The following is a 20,209-nucleotide window of genomic DNA, read 5'->3' as shown; positions in this document are numbered from 1 at the left end:
GCGATACGTCGCCCGCGTCAGTTGCCGACGCGGCGGCGCAGGTCCTGGAACGCGGTGTAGTTGGCGATGACCTCGATCCGGCCCGGCGGGCACTGCTGCAGGGCCTGGTCGAGGTCGTCGCAGACCTGGAACTGCTGGTTCGCGACCTCGAGTCGCACCGCGAGGTCCAGCTTCCGGTCGCCGAGGACGACGATCGGGTGACCGGTCAGCCGGGTGTAGTCGACGTCCCACAGCCAGGAGGTGTCGGTGCCGTCGGCGGAGCGGGCGTTCACCGAGAGGATCACCGGGGCGGGCGGCGGGTCGATGAGGGAGAACGTCTCCAGCCAGCCCGCGGGGTTCTTGGCGAGCAGCAGCCGCAGGTCACGGCCCTGGTACTGGACGACGTCGTAGCGGCCGGCCACGGCCTGCACCTGGTACATGCGCTCCAGGGCGACCTGCGGCGGCACCCCGAACACGGCGGCGACGGCCGCGGAGCTCGCGGCGTTGGCCTTGTTGGCGCGGCCCGGCAGCTGGAGGTGGATCGGCCAGGCGGAACCGTGCGGGTCGAGGACGTGGTCGCCGGAGAGCGCCCAGGACGGGGTGGGCCGGCGGAAGCCGCACTCGCCGCAGAACCAGTCGTCGCCGGGGCGCTGCATCACACCGCCGCAGGACGGGCACGACCAGGCGTCGTCCTTCCACATCTGGCCCGCGGCGACCCAGATCACATTGGGGGAGGAGGAGGCGGCCCACACCACCAGCGGGTCGTCGCAGTTGGCGACGAGGACCGCCTTGGAGCCGGCCAGGCCCTCGCGCCAGTTCTCCGCGAGCATACGGGTCTCGCCGGCCCGGTCGAGCTGGTCACGGGAGAGGTTGAGCAGGGCGATGCACTTGGGGTCGGTGTCCCGGGCGACACCGGCGAGGTACTTCTCGTCGACCTCGATGACACCGAACTTCGACTCCGAGCCGCCCGCGAGTGCCGAGGTGATGCCGGCGGGCATGTTGGCGCCGAGCGCGTTGGACACGACCGGTCCCGCGGCGCGCAGGGCCTCCGCGATGAGCCGGGTGGTGGTGGTCTTGCCGTTGGTCGCGGAGACCAGGACGCAGTCCAGGTTCTGCGCGAGCCGGGCGAGGAGATCGGGGTCGAGTTTGAGCGCCACCCGGCCGCCGATCACCGAACCGCTGCCGCGTCCCGCGGCGCGTGATGCCGCTGCGACCGCCTTGCCCGCTGTCACGGCCAGCTTGGCCCGCGGCGTGAGCGGGTCCGAGTTGCCTGCCATCAAGTCTCGATCCTCCTTGCGTACGCGCCGCGCCTGTGGCTGGCGGCCACGTGGTGTGGGCCTCAGCCTATCGAGGTCCATTCGCACTCCAGAACCATGGCACCACCGATGAGACGGGCGTTGTTGAGAGGACCGTACTCTGAGCGCCATGCGACACGGTTCCATCCCGGGCGTCCACGGACGTGTACGGCCCCTCACCCTGCTCGGCGACCCGGTGCTGCACGCACCCTGCGCGGAGGTCACCGACTTCGGTCCGGAACTGGCCCGCCTCGTGGAGGACTTGTTCGCGACGATGTACGCCGCGCAGGGGGTCGGCCTGGCCGCCAACCAGATCGGTGTGCCGCTGCGGGTGTTCGTGTACGACTGTCCGGACGACGAGGACGTCCGTCGCCTGGGCCATGTGGTCAACCCGCGGCTGGTCGAGACGGACGGTGTGGTGGTGCGCGGCCCGGAGGGCTGTCTGTCCCTGCCCGGCCTGGAGGCGGGGACGGAACGTCACGACCACGCGGTCGTCGAGGGCCGCACGGTGACCGGGGAACCGGTCACCGTGCACGGCACCGGGTTCTTCGCCCGGTGCCTGCAGCACGAGTGCGACCACCTGGAGGGCCGCGTCTACGCCGACCGGCTGACGGGCTGGCGCCGGCGCAGGCTCACCCGCCAGGTACGGCGGGCCTCCTGGAACGGGCGCGGCTGAGCCTCAGAAACCGGGGCCGCCGACCCGGTCGTCGGCCGCCGACAGCCGGCCCCACAGCAGATCGGCCAGGCTGCGCACCAATTCAGCCCGGGAGCAGGGGCGTTCGCCGAGCCACCAATCGCCGGCCGCGTGCATCATGCCGACGATCCCGTGCCCCCAGACGCGGGCCAGCTGCTGGCTGCCCGGTCCGAGGTCCAGCCGCTCCTCGATGACCTGGGCCAGTTCCTCGCCCATGCGCCGCAGCAACGGCGCCGAGTGCTTGCCGACGTCGAAACCCTGGTCGCCCGGTGGGCCCTCGGCCGGGTGCATCAGGAACCGGTACACCTGAGGGCGCAGCTCGATGGCCGCGAGATAGGTGTCGAGGGTGTTCTCGACCCGCTCGCGCCGGCCCGCCGGGGCGTCCAGTGCCTCCCGCAGCGAGGCCAGGAGGGCGTCGGTGTGCCGCTGGGCCAGGGCGGCGTACAGTCCTCCCTTGTCGCCGAAGTGCCGGTAGAGGATCGGCTTGGTGATGCCGGCCTCGGCGGCGATCGCGTTCATGGAGGCATGGGGGCCCTCGCGGAGCACCACCCGGTCGGCGGCCTCCAGCAGCTCGCGCCGGCGGCGGTCGGCGGACCGTTGCTGATCGGTCCGCTGTGTGGTGTCCATGATCTCTCCCCACCCATGCTGATTCGGTGACGCCTGCGCAAACTAACACTGACGGCGTGCCGGGCAGCGGACGGGATCCGAGGGGTCCGGAGGAGTTGACTTTCCCTACCGGCCGGTAACAGACTGTTGGTTACCGCAAGTAACATGCACGTGCACCGCCGCTGGAGGGGACATGGCCGAGTTCACCATGGAGCTCAACGAGGAACAGAAGGAAGTCCGTGACTGGCTCCACGGCTTCGCAGCCGATGTGATCCGCCCCGCGGCCGCCGAGTGGGACGAGCGCGAGGAGACACCCTGGCCGGTGATCCAGGAGGCCGCCAAGGTCGGCATCTACTCCCTCGACTTCTACGCCCAGCAGTACTTCGACCCCACCGGCCTCGGCATCCCCACCGCCATGGAGGAACTGTTCTGGGGCGACGCCGGCATCGCCCTGTCGATCGTCGGCACCGGTCTCGCCGCCGTCGGCGTCCTCGCCAACGGCACCGAGGAGCAGATCGGCACCTGGATCCCGCAGATGTACGGCGACGCCGACGACGTCAAGCTCGCCGCCTTCTGCTCCTCCGAGCCCGACGCCGGCTCCGACGTGGCCTCCATGCGCACCCGCGCGGTGTACGACGAGGCCAAGGACGAGTGGGTGATCAACGGCACCAAGACCTGGGCGACCAACGGCGGCATCGCCAACGTGCACGTCGTCGTCGCGGTCGTCGACCCGGAACTCGGCTCCAAGGGGCACGCCTCGTTCATCATCCCGCCGGACACCCCCGGCTGCTCCCAGGGGCAGAAGTTCCAGAAGCACGGCATCCGCGCCTCGCACACCGCCGAGGTGATCCTGGACGACGTGCGCGTCCCCGGCTCCTGCCTGCTCGGCGGCAAGGAGAAGCTCGACGAGCGCCTCGCCCGTGCCCGGGAGCGTGCCGGGCAGGGGGGTGAGAAAGTGAAGAACGCCGCGATGGCCACCTTCGAGGCGTCCCGCCCGGCCGTCGGCGCCATGGCGGTGGGCACCGCCCGCGCCGCCTACGAGGTCGCCCTGGAGTACGCGCAGACCCGCGAGCAGTTCGGCCGCCCGATCATCGACAACCAGGGCGTCGCCTTCCAGTTGGCCGACATGCGCACCCAGATCGACGCCGCCCGCCTCCTGGTGTGGCGTGCCTCCTGGATGGCGGTCAACGGCAAGCCGTTCACGGCGGCCGAGGGGTCGATGTCGAAGCTGTACGCCAGTGAGACGGCCCAGAAGGTCACGGCCCAGGCGATACAGATCCTCGGCGGCAACGGCTACACACGCGAGTATCCGGTGGAGCGGATGCACCGGGACGCCGCGATCTACACCATCTTCGAGGGCACGAGCGAGATCCAGCGCCTGGTCATCGCCCGCACCCTGTCGGGCATGCCCATCCGCTGAGTCCCGGCCGCGAGGAAGACCGCCGGCGGGGCCGTCACACCGCCGGGGCACGCCGGGTTCCGCGGCCCCGGCTCCTGGGGGACGATCGTGGGAGAGTCGGCCGCACGGCCGGCCGACCGACGCGACGGAGGCCGCGATGACGCGCACGGCCGGGGAACTGCTGGAGACGATCACGCGGGAACTGGCCCCGGACCCGCGGTCCAACCCCCTCCTGCCGCTGATCGCGCGTGGTGAGGCCGACCGGGACACCCTGGCCGTGCTCGCCCTCGAGCAGCACCGGGTGATCCCCGCCGACCGCCGGGCGTTCCGGTATCTGGCGGACAGGTCCGCGGACCAGCCGCGGGCCGCCGCGTACTTCACCGCCCTCGCCGAGGGCGAGGCGCTGGCGGCGCGGCGGCTGGACGCCTTCGCCGCGGCGTGCGGCGTGGGCGGCGACCGGGCAGGGGCGTACGACCCCCTGCCGGGCTGCCAGGCGTATCCCGCCTACATCGCCTGGCTGGCCCTCAACGCCGCGCCCGCCGACGCCGTCCTCGCGGTGACCGCCAACTTCTCGGCGTGGGGCGGCTACTGCGCCACCATCGCCGAGGCGCTGCGCACCCACTACGGCTTCACCGACGAGGCCTGCGCGTTCTTCGACTCCTTCGCCGAACCGGCCCCGGTCCTGGACCGGACGGCCACGGAAGCGGTCCAGGCAGCCCTGGACGCGGGCCGCCTCGACGAGGACCGTGCCCGGGAGTACGGTCATCTGCTGCAGAGCTACGAGGCGTTGTTCTGGAGGACGCTGCTGCGGCCCGTCTGACCCCGTCCGACGGAGAGCGACGGCCTCACACCGCCGTACCGTTCAGGGCGCGCTCCCGCTGCTGTGGGCGATGCAGGCCACGTCGATCCGGTCGGCCAGCTTCGCCAGCTCGATGGTGAGCGCGGCCACCGTGTCCTCGTCGAGCCGGTCCTCCCCGGTCTCCACGAGCCGCAGCCACCGCCCGCCCACCGTGCGCAGCAATTTGCTCACGTCCGCCGCGGTGACCTGCAGGGTACCGCGGTCGTCGACGATCAGAGGCAGAGTCACTTCGCGGTTCACAGACCGGATCGTAGTCGTGGGAACGTCACGCACCGTGCCAAACCGTGGTGATGTTGCAGAACTCGCGGATTCCGTGCCCGGACAGCTCACGTCCGTACCCGGACCGCTTGACCCCGCCGAACGGGAACGCCGGATGGGACGCCGTCATCCCGTTCACGAAGACGCTGCCCGCCTCCAGGTCCCGGACGAACCGGTCGACCTCGGCCTCGTCACGCGTCCAGACGTTCGAACTCAGACCGAACAGCGAGTCATTGGCGATCAGTACCGCCTCGTCCAGGTCCGCCGCCCGGTACAGCGTGGCGACCGGGCCGAAGGCCTCCTCCCGGTGGACGCGCATCTCCCGGGTGATCCCGGTCAGAACGGTCGGCGGGTAGTACCAGCCGGGCCCGTCGGGCCGCTCACCACCGCACAGCACGCCGGCCCCGGTGCGTACGGCGTCGTCGACCAGTTCCTCCAGGTCGGTGCGGCCCTGCTCACTGGAGAGGGGGCCGACATCCGTCTCCTCGTCCATCGGGTCGCCGGTCCGCAGGGCCCGCATGCCCGCGGTGAAGCGTTCGGCGAAGGCGTCGTAGACGTCCGTGTGCACGATGAAGCGTTTGGCGGCGATGCAGGACTGCCCGGTGTTCTGCACCCGCGCGGTGACCGCGACCTCGGCGGCCCGGTCCAGGTCCGCGGAGGGCATGACGACGAACGGGTCGCTGCCGCCCAGTTCCAGCACCGTCTTCTTGATCATCTCTCCGGCGGTGGAGGCGACCGCCCGCCCCGCGGGCTCGCTGCCCGTGAGGGTGGCCGCCTTGACCCGCTCGTCCCGCAGGATCTCGTCGACCGCGGCGGAACCGATGAGCAGCGTCTGGAAGCAGCCTTCGGTGAAGCCCGCCCGGTGGAACAGGTCCTCCAGGTACAGAGCCGTCTGCGGCACGTTCGAGGCGTGCTTGAGCAGGCCCACGTTGCCGGCCATCAGCGTGGGCGCCGCGAACCGTACGACCTGCCACAGCGGGAAGTTCCACGGCATCACGGCGAGCACCGGGCCGAGCGGCCGGTAGCGCACCAGGACCCGGGAGGCGCCGGAGTCCTTCACCTCGGAGGCGTCGGGTTCCTCGTCGGCGAGGAGTTCCGCCGCGTGATCGGCGTACCAGCGCATCGCCTTGGCGCACTTGGCGGCCTCGGCACGGGCCTGCTTGACCGGCTTGCCCATCTCGGTGGTCATCACCCGGGCGATGTTCTGCCGGTCCTCGTCGAGGAGGTCGGCGGCCCGGTGCAACAGGCGGGCACGCTCCTCGAAGGACGTCGTCCGATACGTGCGGAACGTGGCCTCCGCGAGCTGGAGCCGGCGCTCGATCTCCTCCTCACCCATGGCCTGGTACGTCTTGAGCGTCTCGCCGTTCGCCGGATTCACCGTTGCGATGGGCATGGCTGGCCTCCCTCGGGACGGGCTGTGCTTCTCGACCTTCCCGCGCCGCGGTGGGCGTCGCAACGCGGAAGGGCTCCTCAGGGCGAGTGCTCCGCCAGGCGGTCGAGAAACGCCGCCTGTGCCGTGACGACCAACTCCCGGGCCCGGTCCAGGGCGAACCACTCCACCCGGTCCAGCTCGGGGAACTCCTGGATCCGCCCCGACCTCGGCGGCCACTCCATCTCGAACGTGCCGGGCACGGCCGTCGTCGGGTCGAGGTCGGCCTCGACCGCCCAGACCGTGACGGTCTTGCCGCCGGACTGCCGGACCTCACCGAGCGGTACGGCCTCCCCGTCCGGGGGCGGCAGCCCCAGCTCCTCCTGGAACTCGCGGCGGGCCGCGTCCCAGGCCGGCTCGCCGGGGTCGTACTCGCCCTTCGGCACGGTCCAGGCACCGGCCTCCCGGCGGGCGAAGAACGGGCCGCCCATGTGACCGAGCAACACCTCGAGCCCGTGACCGGTGTGCCGGAACACCAGCAGACCGGCGCTCCGGGCGCCCTTCACGGCCGTACCTCGGGGTGTGCGGCGAACAGCGTCTCCACCGTGTCCGCCTCCTGAGGGCGCTTGTCCTCGCGGTAGCGGACCACGCGGGCGAAGCGGAGGGTGACGCCGGCGGGGTAGCGGGGGGAACGCTGGAGTCCGTCGTAGGCGATCTCCACGACGAGTTCCGGGCGTACGCTGACGACGTACCCGCTCTCCTCCACGGCCAGCTCGCGCAGCCGCTCGGTCTGCCAGGCCAGCATCGTGTCGTCCATGCCCTTGAACGTCTTGCCGAGCATGACGAAACCGCCGTCGGCGGTGCGCGCGCCCAGATGCAGGTTCGACAGCTTGCCGGTGCGGCGGCCGTGGCCCCACTCGGCCGCCAGCACCACCAGGTCCAGCGTGTGCACGGGCTTGACCTTCAGCCAGGACGCGCCGCGCCGCCCGGCGCTGTAGGGGGCGCCGAGCCCCTTGACCACGACACCCTCGTGGCCGCGCGCCAGCGTGTCGGCGAGGAACTCCTCCGCCGCGCCCAGGTCGTCGGGGCCCGACACCAGAGTGCGCCGCACCCGCATCGGCTCCGGGACCAGCCGGGCCAGCTCCGCGTGCCGCTCGGTGAACGGCAGGTCCAGCAGGTCGTGGCCGTCGACGGCCAGCGCGTCGAAGAAGACGGGGGAGACGGGGACCTCCCGGGCGGCCGTCGCCACGTCCACCCGTGAGCCGACCCGCCCGGCGGTCTCCTGGAACGAGCGCGGGCGTCCGTTCCGGTCGAAGGAGATGACCTCCCCGTCCAGGATGAACCGCTCGCCCCGCAACTCCAGGGCCGCCGCCGTCACTTCCGGCAGCCGGTCCGTGATGTCGTCGAGGGTGCGGGTGTGCACGCGCACGGTGCCGCCGTCGCGGTGGACCTGGACGCGGATGCCGTCGAGCTTCTCCTCGACCGCGCAGGCCCCCAGCTTCCCGACCGCCTCGGCGACCGAGGAGGCGCTGTGGGCCAGCATGGGCAGCACCGGGCGGCCGACGGTGAGCCGGAACCGCTCCAGCGCCCCGGGGCCGTCCGCGAGCAGTGCCCCGGCCACCGGCTGGAGCGAGCCGGCCAGCATCACCGCCCTCCGCACATCGGCCGACGGCGCCCCCGTCGCCCGCGCCAGTCCCTCCACCGCGACCGCGTCCAGGGCGCCCTGCCGGACCTCGCCGGTGAGCAGCCCGAGCAGGAACCGCTGCTCGTCCTCGGTGGACGCGCCCAGCAGCTCACCGACCAGCAGGGCCCGCTCGGCCCGGGAGCCCGGACCGGACACCTCGCCCAGCGTGGTGAGCAGCGCGTCGACCTCGCGCACGGTCAGGGTCGGCTCGGCGGCGGGGGCGACCGGACGGCTCAGCACCTTCCAGCCGACCCCGACGCGGCCCTGTGGCAGCCGACCCGCCAGATACGGGATGACGATCGGCACGTCGTCCGCCTCCGCCTCCCGGAACAGCTCGGCGAGCAGCGCGATCTTCCGGGACCGCGCCGAAGTGGCCGCGATCTCCTGGGACACACGGGCCAGCCGGGACAGCAGCATGCAGCCATGGTGCTACGGGGGCGAGCGCTCCACACCCCGGCCGCGTGCGGCGGTCACTCGTTCACAGCGGTGTCCAGGCGGTACATCAGCAGATCCCCGACGATCGCGGCCGCCGCGCGGTAGCCGCCGCTCGCCGCGTGGACGACCTGCTCGGAGAAGCCGATCGCGTTGCCCGCCGCCCAGACACCGGGCACCGAGGTCAGACCGGTCGGGTCGACGACCGGGTACGCGCCGAACGGGGTCTCGTCCAGCTCGGCGCCCAGCCGCTCCAGCAGGCTCGTCCGCGGCACCGGGCGCGGCCCGACGAAGAGCACGGAGCGGGCGTGGACGGAGCCGTCGGCGAGGCGGACGCCGGCGAGCCGGTCGTCCTCGACCACCAGTTCCGCGACCTCACCGGGCACCACGTCGACCCCGGCTGCGGCCAGCCGGCGCAGGTCCTGGTCGGACAGCTCCGCCTCGGCGACCCGGTGCAGGAAGAAGGTGACGTCCTTCGACCACTGGGACACCATCAGCGCCTGGTGCACGCTCGTCGCGCTCGACGCGAGCACACCGAACGGCTCGTCGCGCACCTCCCAGCCGTGGCAGAACGGGCAGTGCAGCACGTCCCGCCCGAACCGCTCGGCGACCCCGGGGACCGCGGGCAGCTCGTCCTTCAGCCCGGTCGCGACGACCAGCCGCCGGGCGCGCACGGTGCGTCCCGCCTCCAGTACGACGGTGAAGTGCTCCTCCTCCTTGGCGACGTCCGTGACCCGGTCCCGGCAGAGCTCCACGCCGTAGCGGGAGATCTCCTCCCGGCCGAGCGCCAGGAAGTCGGCCGGTGGGATCCCGTCCCGGGACAGATAGCCCTGCATGTGGGCCGAGGGCGCGTTGCGCGGCTCACCCGCGTCGACGACCAGCGTCCGCAGGCGCGCCCGGCCGAGCACCAGCGCGGCGGACAGCCCCGCCGCACCGCCGCCCACGACGACCACGTCGTGGTTCTCGCGGTCCGCGTGGTTCTTGTGGCTCTCGTCCTTGTGTGTCTCGTCCATCGTGACCACCTCCACGACGACGGTCGCCCAGCCGCTGCCGGATTGACAAACGACTTTGCCGGTCCTGCAATATCGGTATGACCACGGATGACGTTCTCGCGGATGTGGGCCCCCGGCTGCGGCGGGTCAGGAAGGAACGGGAGGTGACGCTCGCCGCGCTGTCCGAGGCGACCGGCATCTCCGTGAGCACTCTCTCCCGGCTGGAGTCCGGACTGCGCAAACCCAGCCTGGAGCTGCTGCTGCCGATCGCCCAGGCCCACCAGGTGCCGCTGGACGAACTGGTCGGTGCGCCGCCGGTCGGTGATCCGCGCGTCCGCTCCAAGCCGATCCGGCGCGACGGCCGCACCTACTGGCCGCTCACCCGTCAGCCCGGCGGGCTCCAGGCGTACAAGGTGCTCGAACCGCAGCGCAGGCTCGAGCCGGAACCCCGCACCCACGAGGGCTACGAGTGGCTGTACGTGCTGTCCGGCAGGCTGCGGATGGTGCTCGGCGAGCACGACGTGGTGCTGACGGAGGGGGAGGCGGCGGAGTTCGACACGCGCGTGCCGCACTGGTTCGGGTCGACGGGGGAGGGGCCGGTGGAGTTCCTCAGCCTGTTCGGCCCGCAGGGGGAGCGGATGCACGTACGGGCACGCCCCAGGCGGCCGTGAGGCGCGTGACGGTTCCCTGTCGGCAAGCGACCGCTTAGTATGCGAGGGACCCGGTCAGGCGAACACGACGTTCACAGTCCCGTGGAGGCTCCGCATGCAGGCATGGCAAGTGCACGAGATCGGCGAGCCGGGCGAGGTCATGCGCCTCGCGGACGTGGCGCGGCCGGAGCCCGGCGACGGCCAGGTCCTGCTGAAGGTGCGCGCCGCGAACATCAACTTCCCGGACGCGCTGATGTGCCGGGGCCAGTACCAGGTCAGGCCGCCGCTGCCGTTCACCCCGGGTCTGGAGATCTGCGGTGAGACCGAGGACGGGCGCCGGGTGATCGCCAACCCCGCGCTGCCGTACGGCGGGTTCGCCGAGTACGCCGTCGCGGACGCCGCCGCGCTGCGGGACGCCCCGGACGCGCTGGACGACGCCGAGGCCGCCGCCCTGCACATCGGCTACCAGACCGGCTGGTTCGGGCTGCACCGCAGGGCCGGTCTGGAGGCCGGCGAGACCCTGCTCGTGCACGCCGCGGCGGGCGGTGTCGGGAGCGCGGCCGTGCAACTGGGCAAGGCCGCGGGTGCCACCGTCATCGGCGTGGTCGGCGGTGCCGCGAAGGCGGCCGTCGCCCGTGAACTGGGCTGTGACGTGGTGATCGACCGGCGTGAGCAGGACGTCATCGCCGCGGTGAAGGACGCCACCGGAGGCAGGGGCGCCGACGTGATCTACGACCCGGTCGGCGGTCAGGCCTACGCCCAGTCCGCCAAGGTCGTCGCCTTCGAGGGCCGCATCGTGATCGTCGGCTTCGCCAGTGGCACGATCCCCAGCCCGGCGCTGAACCACGCCCTGGTGAAGAACTACTCGGTTCTCGGCCTGCACTGGGGCCTGTACAACACCAAGAACCCCAAGCTGGTCCAGCACTGCCACGAACAGCTCACCGACCTGGCCGCACGCGGTGCCGTCAAGCCACTGGTGAGCGAGCGCGTGCCGCTCGCCGGCGCCGCCGACGCCGTGCAGCGGGTCGCGGACGGCGTCACCACCGGACGCGTCGCCGTGCTGCCCGTACCGCAGAACGGAGCCGCGGCATGACCGACGCCACCGAACTGAGGCGCCGCACCCGGGAGTTGCTGGCCGCACAGCTGCCCACCCGTCTCCCGCCACCACCCTCGACCGATGGCCCTGCGGGCCCGCCCCCCTCGTCTGCCGGCACCGACCGCCTCGACTTCCTGCGCGCCCGCTTCGACGCGGGCCTCGCCTGGGTGCACTACCCCGAGGGGCTCGGCGGGCTCGGCGCCCCGCGACCCCTCCAGGCCGTCGTCGACGCCGAGCTGGAGGCCGCCGGGGCACCCGACAACGACCCGCGGCGCATCGGCATCGGGCTGGGCATGGCGGCACCGACGATCCTGCAGTACGGCACGGAGGAGCAGAAGCGGCGCTTCCTCCGTCCGCTGTGGACCGGCGAGGAGGTCTGGTGCCAGCTGTTCAGCGAGCCGGGCGCCGGATCCGACCTGGCCGCCCTCGGCACCCGGGCGGTCCGTGAGGGCGAGGACTGGGTGGTCGACGGACAGAAGGTGTGGACCTCCAGCGCGCATCTCGCCCGCTGGGCCATCCTCATCGCCCGCACCGACCCGAACGTGCCCAAGCACCGGGGCATCACCTACTTCGTCTGCGACATGACCGACCCCGGTGTCGAGGTGCGGCCGCTGCGCCAGATCACCGGCGAGGCCGAGTTCAACGAGGTCTTCCTCACCGGCGTCCGCATCCCCGACTCCCACCGCCTCGGAGAGGTCGGCGACGGCTGGCGGGTCGCGCGGACCACGCTCAACAACGAACGCGTCGCCATCGGCGGCACGCGGCTGCCCCGCGAGGGCGGCATGATCGGCCCGGTCGCGAGGACCTGGCGCGAGCGCCCCGAGCTGCGCACCCACGACCTGCACCAGCGTCTGCTGGGGCTCTGGGTGGAGGCCGAGGTCGCCCGGCTCACCGGCGAACGCCTCCGTCAGCGGCTCGCGGCCGGCCAGCCCGGTCCCGAAGGCGCCGGGATGAAGCTGGGCTTCGCCCGCCTCAACCAGCAGATCAGCGGCCTGGAAGTGGAACTCCTCGGCGCGGAAGGCCTGTTGTACGACGACTGGGCCATGCGCCGCCCCGAACTGGTCGACTTCACCGGCCGCGGGGCCGGCTACCGCTATCTCCGCTCCAAGGGCAACAGCATCGAGGGCGGGACGAGCGAGGTCCTGCTGAACATCGTCGCCGAGCGCGTCCTGGGGCTGCCGTCCGAGCCGCGTACCGACAAGGACGTCGCGTGGAAGGACCTGGCCCGATGAACACGACGAGCACGATGAGCACGACGAGCGCGACGCTCCCGGAGAATCCGCAGCCCGACCTGCTCTACTCGGAGGAGGAAGAGGCGCTGCGCGCCGCCGTCCGGGACCTGCTCACCGACCACTGCGACGCGGCCGGGGTGCTCTCCCGCGCCGAGTCGGACACCCCGCACGACCTGGCACTGTGGAAGTCGCTCGCCGACGGCATGGGCCTGGCCGGTCTGCTGGTGCCCGAGGACCGCGGCGGCCAGGGCGCCACACACCGGGAGGCCGCCGTCGTACTGGAGGAGCTGGGGCGGGCCGTCGCCCCCGTGCCCTACCTGACCAGCGCCGTCGTGGCCACCGAGGCGCTGCTGGCCTGCGCGGACGGGGGCGCGGACGGGGAGGACGTGCTGGCCTCCCTGGCGTCCGCGCGCCGGATCGGGGTCCTCGCCGTCGGGCTGCACACCGCGCCCGGCGCGTCCTTCGCCACCGCACGCGCGGTGGACGGCGCACTGCACGGCGAGTTGACCGGCGTCGCCGACGCCGCCGTGGCCGACGTGCTGCTCGTACCGGCGGACGACGGTGGGCTGTACGCCGTCGAGGCGGCCGCGGTCACCGTCACCGGTCAGACGTCCCTGGACCTCACCCGTCCCGTCGCCGCGGTCGTCCTCGACGGCGCTCGGGGACGCAGGCTGGGCGACGCCGAACCCGCCGTGCGACGAGCCCTGCGAGCCGGCGCCGGACTGCTGGCCTCGGAACAACTCGGCCTCTCCGACTGGGCGTTGACGGAGACCGTCCGCTACCTGAAGGACCGCAGGCAGTTCGACCGGCCGGTCGGCGGCTTCCAGGCGCTCAAGCACCGGCTCGCCCAGCTGTGGCTGGAGGTCGTCAACCTCCGTGCGGCGGCCCGCAACGCCGCCGCCGTCCTGTCCGCCGGCCAGGACGCCGATGTGGCTGTCGCCGTCGCCCAGGCCTACGCGGGACAGGTCGCCGTCCACGCCGCCGAGGAGGCACTGCAACTGCACGCCGGCATCGGTATGACCTGGGAGCACCCGGTCCACCTGTACCTGAAGCGGGCCAAGGCCGACTCCATCGCCTACGGTACGGCGGGCGCCCACCGCGAGGCCCTGGCCGAACTGGTCGACCTCCGGGCACCCTGAGGCCCCGTCACAAGCCAGGCCCTGGTCGAAGGAGCCCGCCCCGTGCGGGGCGGGCTCCTGTGCGTGCCTGGTCCCGGCGAGGTGAACGCGCGACGGCGGATCGGCCAACTCCCCGCACAGCACTGCTCTCCGGGCGGGTGCCGGCCCCATACTCCAGTGGTCCCGTACGGCACTTCCAGGGAGGCGGAGCATGGCCCTCACCACCCGTCGCAGAGCTCTCACCACCCTCGGCGCCGCCTTCGCGGGCTCGGTGGCCCTGCCCGCCGCCGAGGCGCCGGCCGGTGAACAGAGGCACCACCCGCGTCCGTTGTGGCGCGCCCACGCCCACAACGACTACGAACACCCGCGTCCCCTCCTCGACGCACTCGACCACCGGTTCGGCAGCGTCGAGGCCGACATCTTCCTCGTGGGCGGCCAACTCCTCGTCGCCCACGACCCCGAGGACCTCGACCCGTCCCGCACTCTCGAATCCCTCTACCTCGACCCGCTCACCGCCCGCGTGCGGGCCCATCGCGGCTCGGTGTACCGGGGGCACCGGGGGCCGTTCCAACTCCTCGTCGACATCAAGACCGAGGGCGCGTCCACCTACCTCGAACTCGACCGCCGCCTGCGCCGGTACCGGCATCTGTTCACCACCTGCGCCAACGGCCGAGTGCTGCCCGGTCCGGTCACCGCCGTCGTCTCCGGGGACCGCGCGGCCCGCGCGCCCCTGGAGGCCCAGCGGGTGCGGCGCGCCTTCTACGACGGCCGGCTGACCGACCTCGGCGGGCCGGCCCGGTCCTCTCTCATCCCGCTGATCAGCGACAACTGGACGCTCCACTTCACCTGGCGGGGTGTCGGCGCGTTCCCCGCCGCCGAGCGCCGGAAACTGCGGGACATCGTGGGCACCGCGCACGCGCGCGGCCGGCGAGTGCGCTTCTGGGCCACCCCGGACCAGCCGGGCCCCGCCCGGGACGCCCTGTGGGGCGAACTGGCCGCCGCCGGCGTCGATCACCTCAACACCGACGACCTCGCGGGACTGGAGTCCTTCCTCGACGCGTACCGCCCGCGGTAGACACCACACGTTCGGAGGACAGGTCAGCCGCCCGGACGAACCCTCCGCTACGCCACACTTGCGGCCGAACGCCGCGAAGCTGACGTGGCGGAGGAGGTTGACGATGGCCGTTTCCATCTCTGTGGTGCTGCTGCTCGCGGTCCTGGCGGTGATTTTCCTGCGCAACGGCGGACTGAAGCTCTCCCACGCTCTGGTCTGCCTGCTGCTCGGGTTCTATCTGGCCAGTACGAGCATCGCCCCCACCATCCACAGCGGTCTGACCGCGACGGCGGACATCGTCAGCGGCCTGCGGCCGTAAGGCCCGGGGCCTGCCGGGCGACTCGGCGTTCTCAGCGTTCTCGACGTTCTCGACGTTCTCGGTGTTTTCAGCGGTCCCGGTGTTCTCAGCGGTCTGTCACCACGTCGCGCGGCAGCACCGTGACCCGGTGGAAATTGCACCCGGCAGCCGTCGGTGCGCCGGAGGGGGGCGGTGGGGCCTGGTGGGCCTTGAGCGCGACGCTCACCAGGCTCAGCAGCAGGTCGACGTCGGTGGCGCAGTCCAGGTGCACCGTCACCCAACTCGACCCCGGGGTCAGCTGGATCGCGGTCGAGGCGTTCAGATCGTAGTGGAAGCGCTGAATGGCGCGGTGGGTCAGGTGGAGGTCGACGTCCCGTTCGGAGTGGAAGTGGACGATCTCTTCGCGAGCGGAGCGGAGGGCCGGTCCGGTACCGCAACCCGCCTTGCAGGCGGTGAGGTCGGGCCAGGTCCGAAGTAGCTCCATGGCTCGCTGCGCCGGTTTCATGGCCTCATAGTGACCCGCTCACCGTGCGGCAACCAGTAGTTGGGCGTTTCGTAATCGATCGGTGAGGCGGCGCGCCCCTTACCCATGATCACATCATGACAGCCGGTCACCTCGTGACCTCCCGCGGCAACCGGCTCTGGTCCGTGCCCGACCACGACACCCTCGACGAGTGGTCGGCGCGGGGACAGGGGCCAGGTCTGCGGGGCAGGTGGGATCAGGCCCTCCCGGCGACCGCGGCCGGGTCGTCCAAGACTCCCCGGACCACCGAGTGCGCCGCACCCAGCAGGGGGCCCTCGGGGCCCAGGGCCGATACCGAGACGGGGCAGGCCGGGCCCGCCGTGCGCCGGGCCAGTTCGGAGCGGAGCGAGGGCAGCAGCCAGGGCGCGAGCCCGGACAGCGCGCCACCCAGCACGACACTCTCCGGGTCCAGGAGGTTGACCGCCCCGGTCAGTGCGATGCCGAGCGCCGTTCCCGCGTCGTGCAGGGCGCGCCGTACGGCAGGGTCGCCCTGTTCGGCGCGGCCGGCGAGCAGGCCCACGCGGTCCTCGCCCGGCTCCACACCGGCGGCGCGCAGCACCGCCCTCTCACCGGCGTACTGCTCCAGACAGCCGCGTCCGCCGCAGCCGCACTCCGGGCCGTCGGGCCGTACCGGCACATGCCCCAACTCGCCCGCGAAGCCCCGGGTTCCGCGCAGCAGCCGCCCGTCCACGACCACGGCGGCGCCGATGCCGATCTCGGCCGACACATGGAGGAAGTCGCGTGGTGTGCCCTCGCCGAGCCAGAGTTCGGCCAGTGCGCCGCAGTCGGCCTCATTGGCCACGGTCAGCGGGAACCGCGCCGGGAGCAGGGCACCGAGGTCGGTGTCGCGCCAGCCGAGGTTCGGCGCGCGTACGACGGTCCGGGTGTCCCGTGCCACCAGGCCCGGCACGGCCACGGTGAGCCCCGCCGGCCACAGCCCCTCGCCCTCGGCCTCGGCGACCACCCGGAGCAGGAGTCCGGTCAGCTCCTCGATCACCGGTTCGGGGGAGCGTCCGCGGTTCGGGACGTGCCGTACCGCCCGCGCCCGGACCCGCCCCCGCAGATCGACCGCGCACACCGCGAGATGGTCGACGCCGACCTCGGCGCCGATTCCGGCCGGACCGCGCCCGCTGACGGCGAGCGCCGAGCCCGGCCGGCCCACGCGTCCCGGCCGCTCGGGGCCCAGTTCCTCCAGTAGGCCCGAGCGGATGAGCTCGTCGACCAGGGTGGACACCGCCGCCCGGGTCAGGCCGATGCGTGAGGCGACGGCGGCCCGGGACAGCGGTCCCTCGGCGCTGACGGTGTGCATCACCCGCGAGAGGTTGCGGCGGCGCATGCCCTGCTGGGTGTCGGGCAGTGCGTGCCCCGGGCCGGGCGGGGGCGGCACCCGCCCCGAGCCGGCCGGGCGGGCCTCGTGCAGCGGTGCGCTCATGCCTCCGTCAGTCCTCGGTCGGTTCTGTCATGGTGTGGCCGGGGCCGGTGTTCGCCGGCGAAGGCCTCAGCGGGTGTCCGTGCCCCGTTCCAGGAGCTGGGCCGCGTCGGAGAGTACCCCGGCGATCCCGGCCAGCGTCTCCTCGTCCCGTTCCACCGGCTCCAGCACCCGTCCCGCCGCCGTGTCCCAGCGGCGGGCGACCGCGGCCGGGTCCTCCCCGGTGAGCAGACCGGCCGCCTGCGCCGCCGCACCGAGCGCCACCAACTCCCGCGCCTCGGGCACCTGCACGGCCCGACCCGAGAGCCGTCGTACGGTCTGCTGCCAGGCCGTGCCCCGGGCGCCGCCGCCGATCAGCAACAGGGGCGCCGACGGGTCGGCGGCCTCGTCCTTCTCGTCCTCCCCGTCCTCGCCGACGACGCGGTCGAGCGCACCGAGCAGGGAGTGCACGGCACCGTCGTAGGCGGCCTGGAGCAGCTGACCGCCGGTCGTGTCATGGCGCAGCCCGTGCAGCAGGCCGGACGCGTTCGGGAGGTTGGGGGTGCGCTCGCCGTCGAGGAAGGGCAGGAACGTGATGCCGCGGCCCGGTTCGACGGCCTCGCGGTCCAGGCCCAGCAGGGTCGCGACCCGGTCCACGGCGAGCGTGCAGTTGAGCGTGCAGGCGAGCGGCAGCCAGTCGCCGCGCGCGTCGGCGAAGCCCGCCACGATGCCGGTCGGATCGGCCGGCCGGCGCCGCGACACCGCGTACACCGTGCCCGAGGTGCCGAGGCTCAGCACCGGGGTGCCGGGCCGCACACCGAGGCCCAGCGCGGCGGCCGCGTTGTCCCCGGTACCGCACGCCACCAGGGTGCCCTTGGAGAACGGCAGGTCGGGGTGGGCGCGCACGGTCCCGGCGACCTCTCCGGGGCGCACGACACGGGGCAGCAGTGCCGGGTCGAGCCCCACATGCGCGAGGATCTCCTCGTCGTACGACTCGGTCCCGGAGGCCCACCACCCGGTGCCGGAGGCGTCGCCGCGGTCGGTGGTGGCCTGACCGGTGAGCCGTCCGGTGAGGTAGTCGTGGGGGAGCCGGACGGCCTTGGTGGCGCGGACCGCGTCCGGCTCGTGCTCCGCCAGCCAGGCCCACTTGGTGACCGTGAACGAGGCGGCCGGCACGCTTCCGGTGCGCTCGGCCCAGAACTTCGCGCCGCCCAGTTCCTCGGTCAGCCGGCGGGCCTGCGGCGCGGAGCGCACGTCGTTCCACAGCAGCGCCGGACGCACCGGCTCGCCCCGCTCGTCCAGGGTGACCAGCCCGTGCTGCTGGCCGCCGATCGACACCGCGGCGGCCTCGTGCGCCGCCTGCCCGCACTGGCGCAGCGCCTCGCACAGGGCGTCCCACCACTGGCGCGGATCACTCTCCCGGCCCGCCCCCGAGGTCACCGTGTGCGGAGCCTGGCCGCTCGCGACGACCCGTCCGGTGGCCGCGTCGACGACCAGCGCCTTGGTGGACTGGGTGGATGTGTCCACGCCGACGACGAGCGGACCCTCGGCTGCTGACATCGGTCTCTCCCTCTTCCGCGGTTCAGCGGGGTGACTCTCTTCCCAGAGCTGCTCCCGCATACTAATTTGTAAATCGCCATGACGAAATAGCCTCAGCGAGCAAGGAGCCACGGCATGAACTACCGGCCCACCCCCGAGGACAAGTTCACCTTCGGCCTGTGGACCGTCGGCTGGCAGGGACGCGACCCGTTCGGTGACGCCACCCGACGCGCCCTCGACCCGGTCGAGTCGGTGCGGCGCCTGGCCGAGCTGGGGGCTCACGGCGTCACCTTCCACGACGACGACCTGATCCCCTTCGGCTCGAGCGACAGCGAGCGCGAGGGACACGTCAAGCGGTTCCGGCAGGCGCTGGACGCCACCGGCATGAAGGTGCCGATGGCGACGACCAACCTCTTCACCCACCCGGTGTTCAAGGACGGCGCGTTCACGGCCAACGACCGCGACGTGCGCCGCTACGCGCTGCGCAAGACCATCCGCAACATCGACCTCGCGGTCGAACTCGGTGCCCAGGTGTACGTGGCCTGGGGCGGCCGTGAGGGCGCCGAGTCCGGCGCCGCCAAGGACGTACGGGTCGCCCTGGACCGGATGAAGGAGGCCTTCGACCTGCTCGGCGAGTACGTCACCTCCCAGGGCTACGACCTCCGCTTCGCCATCGAGCCGAAGCCGAACGAGCCGCGCGGCGACATCCTGCTGCCCACCGTCGGCCACGCCCTCGCGTTCATCGAGCGCCTGGAGCGGCCGGAGCTGTACGGCGTCAACCCCGAGGTCGGCCACGAGCAGATGGCCGGGCTGAACTTCCCGCACGGCATCGCGCAGGCGCTGTGGGCGGACAAGCTGTTCCACATCGACCTCAACGGCCAGTCCGGCATCAAGTACGACCAGGACCTCCGGTTCGGCGCCGGTGACCTGCGTGCCGCGTTCTGGCTGGTGGACCTGCTGGAGTCGGCCGGCTACAGCGGCCCGAAGCACTTCGACTTCAAGCCGCCGCGGACCGAGGACCTCGACGGGGTGTGGGCCTCGGCGGCGGGCTGCATGCGCAACTACCTGATCCTCAAGGAGCGTGCGGCGGCCTTCCGTTCCGACCCCGAGGTGCAGGAGGCGCTGCGCGCGGCCCGGCTGGACCAGCTGGCGGAGCCCACGGCGGCCGACGGCCTCCAGGCACTGCTCGGCGACCGGTCGGCCTTCGAGGACTTCGACGCCGACACCGCCGCCGCGCGCGGCATGGCCTTCGAGCACCTCGACCAGCTGGCGATGGACCACCTGCTGGGCGCCCGGGGCTGAGCCCCGGACCTCCCGGGGCGCAGGGGGCCCGGGACGGTGTGAGCGCGGCCGGCGCGCTGCTTCGCGCGGCGGCCGCGCTCGCACGGGAGCGCACGGCTCGGCCTCCGCGCGGAGCGTGCCGCGGGCTCGGGCCCGTGCCCCGGCTCCGTGTCGAATTCCGTGCGGGACGCTCGCGCCAGGAGGGCGTCCGAGGCGACCATGGCCGGTATGGCCAAGCCACCGGTACCGCCCCAGCCGCCCGGCCCGCCGGGTGACACGCCGCCCCCGGGCGGCGGCTTCGGACCACCCTCGTACGGCGGCGCGCCTCCGCCGCCGGACCCGCCCCCGCCGTCCCCTCCGCCTCCGCCCTCCGATCCGCCGCAGGATCCGTCCGGTGACGGAGGCGGAGGCGGAGGGGGACGAGGTCCCGGCGGGCGCAGGAA

General features: G+C 72.8%; 20 protein-coding genes. 10 read left to right on the top strand and 10 right to left on the bottom strand.

The features are described 5' to 3' along the window. Nucleotides 1–17 precede the first annotated feature (17 nt). Nucleotides 18–1,256 carry a MurT ligase domain-containing protein gene (locus DIZ27_RS25200; protein ID WP_109380728.1) on the bottom strand — a complete coding sequence of 413 codons (1,239 nt, stop codon included), beginning with the start codon at nt 1,254–1,256 and terminating at the stop codon, nt 18–20. Nucleotides 1,257–1,404: 148 nt separating this feature from the next. Between DIZ27_RS25200 and def the strand changes: the two genes are divergently transcribed. After that, the gene (gene def, locus DIZ27_RS25195; protein ID WP_109380727.1) at nt 1,405–1,950 is read left to right on the top strand and encodes a peptide deformylase; all 546 of its coding nucleotides are present in this window, start codon (nt 1,405–1,407) and stop codon (nt 1,948–1,950) included. Nucleotides 1,951–1,953: 3 nt separating this feature from the next. On the opposite strand, the gene DIZ27_RS25190 is transcribed toward def, so the two are convergent. After that, nucleotides 1,954–2,595 (bottom strand): TetR family transcriptional regulator, encoded by a 642-nt coding sequence (locus DIZ27_RS25190; protein WP_109380726.1) that lies wholly within the window; start codon nt 2,593–2,595, stop codon nt 1,954–1,956. Between the two features lie 172 nt (nt 2,596–2,767). On the opposite strand from DIZ27_RS25190, the gene DIZ27_RS25185 reads away from it, so the two are divergent. Both DIZ27_RS25185 and DIZ27_RS25180 read left to right on the top strand, forming a co-directional pair. Beyond that, nucleotides 2,768–3,994 carry an acyl-CoA dehydrogenase family protein gene (locus DIZ27_RS25185; RefSeq protein WP_109380725.1) on the top strand — a complete coding sequence of 409 codons (1,227 nt, stop codon included), beginning with the start codon at nt 2,768–2,770 and terminating at the stop codon, nt 3,992–3,994. Between the two features lie 136 nt (nt 3,995–4,130). Beyond that, nucleotides 4,131–4,793, top strand: coding sequence for a transcriptional regulator (locus DIZ27_RS25180; protein WP_109380724.1), 663 nt, complete (start codon nt 4,131–4,133; stop codon nt 4,791–4,793). Between the two features lie 42 nt (nt 4,794–4,835). Here the strand turns inward: DIZ27_RS25180 and DIZ27_RS25175 are convergent, their stop codons facing one another. From DIZ27_RS25175 to DIZ27_RS25155, 5 genes are all read right to left on the bottom strand, one after another. Continuing rightward, complete coding sequence (locus tag DIZ27_RS25175) at nt 4,836–5,072, bottom strand: DUF6213 family protein (protein WP_109380723.1); 237 nt, start codon at nt 5,070–5,072, stop codon at nt 4,836–4,838. 25 nt (nt 5,073–5,097) lie between these two features. Continuing rightward, the gene (locus DIZ27_RS25170) at nt 5,098–6,483 is read right to left on the bottom strand and encodes an NADP-dependent succinic semialdehyde dehydrogenase (protein WP_109380722.1); all 1,386 of its coding nucleotides are present in this window, start codon (nt 6,481–6,483) and stop codon (nt 5,098–5,100) included. Nucleotides 6,484–6,560: 77 nt separating this feature from the next. Next, a complete protein-coding gene (locus tag DIZ27_RS25165) occupies nt 6,561–7,025 on the bottom strand; it encodes an NUDIX domain-containing protein (RefSeq protein ID WP_109380721.1) in 465 nt (154 codons plus the stop codon). After that, nucleotides 7,022–8,560, bottom strand: coding sequence for an ATP-dependent DNA ligase (locus DIZ27_RS25160; RefSeq protein WP_109380720.1), 1,539 nt, complete (start codon nt 8,558–8,560; stop codon nt 7,022–7,024). The genes DIZ27_RS25165 and DIZ27_RS25160 overlap by 4 nt, the downstream gene beginning before the upstream one ends. A 53-nt stretch (nt 8,561–8,613) precedes the next feature. After that, complete coding sequence (locus tag DIZ27_RS25155) at nt 8,614–9,588, bottom strand: NAD(P)/FAD-dependent oxidoreductase (RefSeq protein ID WP_109380781.1); 975 nt, start codon at nt 9,586–9,588, stop codon at nt 8,614–8,616. 77 nt (nt 9,589–9,665) lie between these two features. Between DIZ27_RS25155 and DIZ27_RS25150 the strand changes: the two genes are divergently transcribed. From DIZ27_RS25150 to DIZ27_RS25125, 6 genes are all read left to right on the top strand, one after another. After that, the gene (locus tag DIZ27_RS25150; RefSeq protein ID WP_109380719.1) at nt 9,666–10,238 is read left to right on the top strand and encodes a helix-turn-helix domain-containing protein; all 573 of its coding nucleotides are present in this window, start codon (nt 9,666–9,668) and stop codon (nt 10,236–10,238) included. Between the two features lie 94 nt (nt 10,239–10,332). Further along, complete coding sequence (locus DIZ27_RS25145) at nt 10,333–11,310, top strand: NADPH:quinone oxidoreductase family protein (protein WP_109380718.1); 978 nt, start codon at nt 10,333–10,335, stop codon at nt 11,308–11,310. Further along, nucleotides 11,307–12,545: an acyl-CoA dehydrogenase family protein gene (locus DIZ27_RS25140; RefSeq protein ID WP_109380717.1), complete on the top strand. Its 1,239-nt coding sequence runs from the start codon at nt 11,307–11,309 to the stop codon at nt 12,543–12,545. The genes DIZ27_RS25145 and DIZ27_RS25140 overlap by 4 nt, the downstream gene beginning before the upstream one ends. After that, nucleotides 12,542–13,684, top strand: a complete 1,143-nt coding sequence (locus DIZ27_RS25135) for an acyl-CoA dehydrogenase family protein (protein ID WP_181383681.1) — start codon at nt 12,542–12,544, stop codon at nt 13,682–13,684. The genes DIZ27_RS25140 and DIZ27_RS25135 overlap by 4 nt, the downstream gene beginning before the upstream one ends. Before the next feature lie 190 nt (nt 13,685–13,874). After that, complete coding sequence (locus DIZ27_RS25130) at nt 13,875–14,738, top strand: phosphatidylinositol-specific phospholipase C/glycerophosphodiester phosphodiesterase family protein (RefSeq protein ID WP_109380716.1); 864 nt, start codon at nt 13,875–13,877, stop codon at nt 14,736–14,738. Nucleotides 14,739–14,841: 103 nt separating this feature from the next. Next, nucleotides 14,842–15,036: a hypothetical protein gene (locus tag DIZ27_RS25125; protein WP_109380715.1), complete on the top strand. Its 195-nt coding sequence runs from the start codon at nt 14,842–14,844 to the stop codon at nt 15,034–15,036. An 85-nt stretch (nt 15,037–15,121) separates the two neighbouring features. Here the strand turns inward: DIZ27_RS25125 and DIZ27_RS25120 are convergent, their stop codons facing one another. The 3 genes from DIZ27_RS25120 to xylB form a co-directional block, all read right to left on the bottom strand. Next, nucleotides 15,122–15,520 (bottom strand): luciferase family protein, encoded by a 399-nt coding sequence (locus DIZ27_RS25120; protein WP_109380714.1) that lies wholly within the window; start codon nt 15,518–15,520, stop codon nt 15,122–15,124. Between the two features lie 214 nt (nt 15,521–15,734). Then, nucleotides 15,735–16,970, bottom strand: coding sequence for an ROK family transcriptional regulator (locus DIZ27_RS25115; RefSeq protein WP_109380713.1), 1,236 nt, complete (start codon nt 16,968–16,970; stop codon nt 15,735–15,737). Nucleotides 16,971–17,036: 66 nt separating this feature from the next. Then, complete coding sequence (gene xylB, locus DIZ27_RS25110) at nt 17,037–18,506, bottom strand: xylulokinase (RefSeq protein ID WP_109380712.1); 1,470 nt, start codon at nt 18,504–18,506, stop codon at nt 17,037–17,039. Between the two features lie 114 nt (nt 18,507–18,620). On the opposite strand from xylB, the gene xylA reads away from it, so the two are divergent. After that, a complete protein-coding gene (gene xylA, locus DIZ27_RS25105) occupies nt 18,621–19,787 on the top strand; it encodes a xylose isomerase (RefSeq protein ID WP_109380711.1) in 1,167 nt (388 codons plus the stop codon). The last annotated feature ends 422 nt before the right edge of the window (nt 19,788–20,209 follow it).

The organism is Streptomyces sp. NWU339 (genome assembly GCF_003143855.1).
In the GTDB taxonomy this organism is placed as follows: domain Bacteria; phylum Actinomycetota; class Actinomycetes; order Streptomycetales; family Streptomycetaceae; genus Streptomyces.
This window is presented reverse-complemented; position numbering and strand designations above follow the sequence as displayed.